Below are 6,609 nucleotides of genomic sequence, written 5' to 3' on the forward strand. Positions count from 1 at the left end.
TCACTTAGCCGCACAAGGGCACGGGTGGGCTTGAATGCGCGTCTAGCCTTGCGACTCAGGCCTTCCAGACGGTCTTGAGGTTGCAGAACTCCCGGATGCCGTCCGCGGCGAGCTCACGCCCGAACCCGGAGCGCTTGGTCCCGCCGAACGGAAGCTCCTGGTGCGAGACGGTCATGCCGTTGACGAACACCGCGCCGGCGTCAAGATTGGCCGTGAACCATTCCTCCTCGTGGGCGTCGGCGGTCCACACCGCGCTGGAAAGCCCGAAGGTGGTCTGATTGGCGATCCGCAGGGCGTCCTCGCGGTCCTGGGCGCGGTAGAGCGAAGCGACGGGCCCAAAGGTCTCCTCTTGKATKATCCGCATCTCTTCGCTGAGTCCGGCGAGCACCGTGGGGGCATAGAAGAAGCCGGGGCCCTTGGGAACGACCCCGCCGGTCAGCACCTGGGCACCCAGGGCGCGGGCGTCCTCAACGAGCCCGGCCAGGTCGTCGCGTCCGGCGCGGGTGGCCAAGGGCCCTACCTGGGTCGCGGGATCCAGCGGGTCCCCGACGGCAAGCTCCGACATCAGCTTCACGAATTCGGCGGCKAACGTGTCATAGACCTCGGTGTGCACGATGAAGCGCTTGCCGGCGATGCACGACTGGCCGTTGTTGCTGATCCGTGCACGCACGGCGGTCGCCGCCGCGGCGGCGACGTCCGCCGAGGGCATGACAATGAAAGGGTCCGACCCGCCCAGCTCCAGGACGGCCTTCTTCACGTGGTCCCCGGCAATGGAGGCGACCGAGCGCCCCGCGGGCTCGGAACCCGTCAGGGTCACCGCCTTGACCCTCGCATCGGCCAGGACGCCGGCAACCTTGGAGCCGCCGATCAGCAGGGTGCGGAAGGAGCCGCGCGGGAACCCTGCCCGCTCAAAGAGTGTGTCGAGGAAGAGTGCGGCCTGGGGTACGTTCGAGGCATGCTTGAGCAGGCCGGAGTTGCCCGCCATAAGCGCCGGGGCGGCAAAGCGGATGACCTGCCAGAGCGGGTAGTTCCAGGGCATGACCGCCAGGATCGTCCCCAACGGCTCGTAGCGGGTCCAGGCGCGGCTCGCGCCGACCGACGACGGGTCCGCCAGCGGGGCGTCGGCCAGGAATTCCTCKGCATGCTCGGCGTAGAAACGCATGGCCTTKACGCACTTGTGMACCTCGGCAATCGATTGCGCAATCGGCTTGCCCATCTCGACGGTGATCAATTCGCCCAGGCCCTCCGCCTGACYCTCCAAGATGTCCGCCGCGGCGAGCATCCACTGCCCACGCTGGGCGAACGTGCTGCCGCGCAGGAGCCGCGCCGCTTCGGCGGCTTCCGYGATGCGATCCTGGACTTCCTCGGCCGAGTGCGGCTCAATGATCATTTCGGTCGAACCGGTGGTCGGGTTGACGGTTGCGATTGCCATGGTTGGGATCCTTTCCTGGAGACGTGTTCTCTGTCACGACTATATAGGATACGATTCGTATCGGATACTATTTGGGTCTACTCAGTAAATCCACCCACGCCCGCAGCCCGTGGACCGGCTGCCCGACATCCAAGGAGTGCCCCCGTGAGCACCAATGGCGAGTTACCGAACAATCTTCCGCTCTTTCTCACCGACGCCGACGTCGCCAGCCTTTCGGACTGGGCCGGGGCGATCGAAGCCATCCGCACCGCCTACAAGGCCCCCGACGACGAGGGCGGCACACCGGGAAGGATCTTCGCCCAGACACCTCGCGAATGGTTGCGGATCATGCCCTCGGTGCCGCCCAACGGCCAACTGTTCGGCGCAAAGTCAATCGCCGGGTCCTTCGCGGACGGCCTGCGCGTCAGCTATCTGATTTCACTCTTCGACAAGGACACCGCGGATCTGGTGGCTCTCGTGGACGGAAATCGCGTCACCGGCCTGCGCACCGCAGCGACCACTGCCGTGGGCACCTCCACGATCGTGCCGCAGCGGCCGCTGATCGTCGGTGTGATCGGCTCCGGCTTTGAGGCGCGTTCCCACCTGACAGCCTTTTCCCACCTGCTTGAGTTMGCCGACATCMGTGTGTTCAGTCCGACCCCTGCCAACCGCGAGGCCTTTGCACGCGAGTTCGACGGCACGTTCGGCGCACCCGCACGAGCTGTCGGCTCGGCCCGCGACGCCGCGGAAGGCGCGGATCTCATCCTGTGCGCGGCACGCTCCCGCGACGAGTCCCCTACGCTGCTGGCCGAATGGGTCGGCCCGAACGCCGCGGTGGTCTMGATCGGTTCCACGACCCCTGCCCAACGCGAGCTGCCCGCGGAGCTGATTGCCCGCGCCGCGGTCGTCGTGGTGGACACCCGTGACGAGGTCGTGCACGGCAGCKGGGACATGATCGCGGCCCGGGCACACGGCGTCGATGTCGATTCGCTCATTGTCACACTCAATGCCGTCCTGACCGGCGAAACCGCCATCGACGCGGAGCACGGGATCCGTATCTACAAGTCGACCGGTTCCGGCCTGCAGGACATCGTTGTTGCCGAGATGCTCGTTAACCGCGCCCGCGCCGAGGGCATCGGCACCGTCCTGCCCGTCGGCATCGTCACCAGCCGCAAATAGACCCCACTGACAATAAAGGAGAACAACATGGTGGAATACACCAAATCCGAAGCCCGCTCCTGGGCCCGGGAGAACTTCGTCGGCACCGTCGCGGTGACGCACCCGTCCTTCACCCCAGACTTCTCTGCCATCAACGAAAACGMGATCCGCCACGACATCCTCCTGCTCAAGGAACGTGGCTACAAGGGTTCCCTGCTGATCGCCGAAGCGAATATCACCCCGGAGGAGAACGCCCGAATCACAGCCATCGCCCGCGAAGCAGCCGGCCCGGACTTCGCCCTCTTCTTCCACGCAATCTTCGGCACCCTGGAAGAAAACATCCATGCAGCAAACCTGGCTACCAAGGCCGGCGCCGACCGCGCGCTGCTGGCCTACCCTTCATCGTTCTGGCCGACCTCGTACGACGAGGTGTTCGACTACACCAAGCGTTTCACCGACGAAACCGATCTGGCCACCATGCTGTTCCCCCTCCCCGCCTGGGGCTTCGAGCGCATCCACCCCGCAGGCATGAGCGTGGACTTCGTGCGCCGCGTCCTCGACGCGATGCCGAGCATCGTCGCCATCAAGGCCGAACAGGGCTACCCGGGCATCCCCGGAGTCATGGAGATGTACCACCACTTCCGCGATGAAGTAGTGATCTCCTGCCCCATCGAGGCCGAAATAATCCCCCTCATGTCGGTCTTGGACGTCCAGTTCTCCGGCACCGCGAACACGAACTGGATGGGAGACTACTACCCCAAGGCCTTCGAACTGGCGCGCACCGGCAAATGGGAAGAAGCCATGAAGCGCTACTGGGAGGTCCAGCCGGCCCGGGCCGCCAATATGGCTGTATCGTCCACTTCCACCCCGGGCACCAGCTCCATCAACCGCACCCAGTGGAAGTACCAGGAGTGGCTCTCCGGCTTCAACGGCGGCGCCCTGCGCCCGCCGGCAGTCAGACTTCCCGACCGCTTCATGAAGCAGCTGCGCGCAAGCCTGGAAGCCTCGGGACTGCCCGTCACCGATTCCCYGGACTCGGAATTCTTGCGCGGACGCGTCAGCCCCTAAGCGGCCGTCCGGCGGAGTGCCGGCATTGGAAAGCCCCTTGGACCACTGAACCGGCATGCTGGTTCAGTGTCCCAAGGGGCTTCTTTGCGCGTGAAAACGGCTTGAATAACCTTGAATGACTAGATGCAGCACCGGAACCGATCCGGCAACCGAGGGCCACCCTTGACGAAATCAGAGGACGCAGGGAACGGGATMGTGCGTCGGCCGCCGAAACGGACTACAAACAGGCAAGCGGCCGGGGTCTGCAGGACGGACGGTTCTCGTGCGGCCGCGTACCCTGAATCCTGGCTTCCGCGCCGGCCGGCGCGTTCACCGTGCAGCCCAACAGCAGGCGAGGGCCCCTTCCATGGTGGATGTCGATTCGACATCCACCCGGCGGAAGAGGCCCTCGGTTCCGGTCCAGGACCGGTGATGAGTGTGCTCCTGCGTCGGCGTCAGGCCCCGGGATTATCCGAAGAACGCGTTGAGTCGCTCACCGGCCCGGCGTTGGTCCCGGCACCCGGCACCCGGACATCGGCAGGCCGGGTGGAGGATCATCGCTCGTGCTCATGACTCGCACCGCCCCTATGCGCCGGGGTTTGAGAAGAATGCGTTGAGCCGGTCGGTGGGCAGGTAGTCCGCCGGGTCGCCGGCCAGGTCGGTCAGGTCATTGTGGTCCCACGAGGGGTCCGCGACCTTGGCGAGGTTCTCCCGGGAGACGATCACCGAGGGTTCAACGATCTGGTTGATCTTCGGTCCCTCGCCCTTCAGGATGCGCAGGGCCACATCGACCACTGCCTCACCGGTGCGCACGGACGGGGTCGTGGTGCCGAAGTAGGGGTAGCCGGGGTTTGCCAGCGCCCAGGAGGAGAATCCGTGGCTGGACCCGTCGTCCGCGATCGGCGGCACCTCCATGCCCGATTCCACAAAGGCGTTGCGGATGCCGACGCCCATCGTTCCGGCCTGCAAGACGGCGTCAACCCCGGCAGGGTGGGTCGCAAGGAACTTCTGGACCTCCGCCTGGGCCGTGGCCGGCTGGAAGAAGCCGGTGACCGACCCGGCGACCTTGACCTCCGGGCAGTTAGCCAGGACGGCGTCGATGCCCAGGCCCGCGAAGGTCGAGACCGGGATGCCCGGGATGCCGTCGACGCGCAGGACGTTGCCCCTGCCCCCGATTGACGCCACGGTGCCGGCGGTGACCTGGGCGATAGCGAGCGGGGTATTCCTCGTCACACTCACGGCGTACTCGGAATCGATCGGCACCTGGGCGGCAACCAGCGGGATGCCGGCGTCATGGGCGGCCTTTGCCAAGCCCACGGACGGCTCCGGTGCGATGGCGGTGTAAATGATCACGTCCGGCTTGAGCGAGAGCGCTTCGTTGAACTGCTGAAGCTGCAGGGGCACGTTCGACGGGTCATCCGGGGCGAAGTCGCCGACGATCTTGACACCATTGGCCTTCAGGCTCGCGCGGATCGCCTCCGACATGGAGGCAATGAAGGGGCTGGCAGGTGGCATGCCCACGATCGCAGCCGTGAAACCCTCAGTCTTCTTCGACTTGTAGTCGGCCCATGCCGATTTCCGGATCTCGTAGGGGTAGAGGTTGTAGCCCGCGGCGATCTCCTTGGGCAAACCGGACAGCAGGCCGTTCGGATCGTTMGCCCTACCCGTAGGCAGCGACCCGCAGGTCCCGGCTGCCGCCGGCGACACCTTGGCGGGGGTTGCCCCTCCGGAGGAGCCCGGGGCCGCTGGCGCCGATGCCGAGCAGCCCGTCAGGACGAGGGCGCCGGMCCCCAGGATCGCGGCGCCGACCGTCGAGAAGCGGGGGAAAAAGGTCGTCTTCTTCATGGTTTATCTCCTGCCATATAAAACGATTCGTACCGTATGGCATCAGAGTAGGCACATGCGGTACGATTCGTCTAGTTTCGAATATGACCTGAGACACATTTATMGGCCATTCAAAGGAGATTCGCCGTGAACAACCAACCATCCGGCCTGATGCTCGCCGGGGTGAGCAAGCGGTTCGGTGCCACGCGCGCCGTTATCGACGGTGACCTCCATCTCCGGCCGGGCGAGATCCACACGCTCCTGGGCGAAAACGGCTCAGGGAAGAGCACGCTCGTAAAGATCCTGGGTGGGGTGCACCGTCCTGACGCCGGCTCCGTCACATTGGACGGCGTCCCCGTCAACAGCCGATCGCCACGACAGGCCATGGACCTGGGGATTGCGGCGGTGTTCCAAGAGGTCCTCACCGCGGGGAGCCAGTCGGTCCTCGAGAATGTCTGGCTCGGGTCCCACGGGACGTTCCGTCGCCGGCTGGGCCGCGCCGAGCAGCGATCAATAGCGCAAGATGTCCTCTCGCGTATCGCCGGCGAGGTACCCCTCGATCTTCCCGCCGGCCAACTCTCGCTCTCCGAGCGGCAGTCCATCTGCATTGCGCGGGCGCTCGTGCGAAAGCCCAAGGTGCTCATCCTTGATGAGTCAACGGCTTCCCTGGACGTTAGGTCCCGTGATCGGCTCTTCGTCGAGCTTCGCCGACTCGCGGCCGGGGGGACCGCCATCCTGTTCATCTCGCACCGGATGGACGAGGTCGCGGAGATTTCGGACAGGGTCACCGTTCTGCGGTCCGGCCGGAGCGTGTCCACCGTGGACCGTTCGGACCTGTCCGTCGACCGGTTGATCTCGGACATGACCGGAAACTCCGGCCACAACKAGGCCCGGCGGCAGCCGCACGACCCCAGGGACGTCATCCTTCGGGGATCCGCCGTCCGTCTGGCACCGGCCTCGGCACCCATCGACTTCGAGCTGCGCGCCGGTGAGGTCGTGGGCCTCGCCGGGCTTGAAGGCCACGGACAGGACCAGTTCATCAAGCGCCTGGCCGGCGTGGCTGCCGGGCCGGGCAGGGTTGTTCGCCTCCTGCCCGAGGGCGCCGCAGACCTTACCGAGCGGAACGGGGATGCCTTGGGGGTCGCGTACCTGCCTCGGGAGCGTCGTGG

General features: G+C 65.8%; 5 protein-coding genes. 3 read left to right on the top strand and 2 right to left on the bottom strand.

The features are described 5' to 3' along the window. Nucleotides 1–55: 55 nt before the first annotated feature. Nucleotides 56–1,432: an aldehyde dehydrogenase family protein gene (locus tag AC1DBQ_RS20530; protein ID WP_476930267.1), complete on the bottom strand. Its 1,377-nt coding sequence runs from the start codon at nucleotides 1,430–1,432 to the stop codon at nucleotides 56–58. A 144-nt stretch (nucleotides 1,433–1,576) separates the two neighbouring features. Between AC1DBQ_RS20530 and AC1DBQ_RS20535 the strand changes: the two genes are divergently transcribed. Then, nucleotides 1,577–2,590: an ornithine cyclodeaminase family protein gene (locus AC1DBQ_RS20535; RefSeq protein WP_476930268.1), complete on the top strand. Its 1,014-nt coding sequence runs from the start codon at nucleotides 1,577–1,579 to the stop codon at nucleotides 2,588–2,590. 27 nt (nucleotides 2,591–2,617) lie between these two features. Continuing rightward, on the top strand, nucleotides 2,618–3,637 hold the full coding sequence (locus AC1DBQ_RS20540; RefSeq protein ID WP_476930269.1) for a dihydrodipicolinate synthase family protein: 1,020 nt from the start codon (nucleotides 2,618–2,620) through the stop codon (nucleotides 3,635–3,637). Nucleotides 3,638–4,201: 564 nt separating this feature from the next. Here the strand turns inward: AC1DBQ_RS20540 and AC1DBQ_RS20545 are convergent. Beyond that, the gene (locus AC1DBQ_RS20545; protein WP_476930270.1) at nucleotides 4,202–5,461 is read right to left on the bottom strand and encodes a substrate-binding domain-containing protein; all 1,260 of its coding nucleotides are present in this window, start codon (nucleotides 5,459–5,461) and stop codon (nucleotides 4,202–4,204) included. Nucleotides 5,462–5,587: 126 nt separating this feature from the next. Between AC1DBQ_RS20545 and AC1DBQ_RS20550 the strand changes: the two genes are divergently transcribed. Continuing rightward, nucleotides 5,588–6,609, top strand: a 1,022-nt coding sequence (locus AC1DBQ_RS20550; RefSeq protein ID WP_476930271.1) for an ATP-binding cassette domain-containing protein, incomplete at its 3' end; no start/stop codon positions are given.

It is taken from the genome of Arthrobacter sp. 10T413_2 (assembly GCF_056394205.1).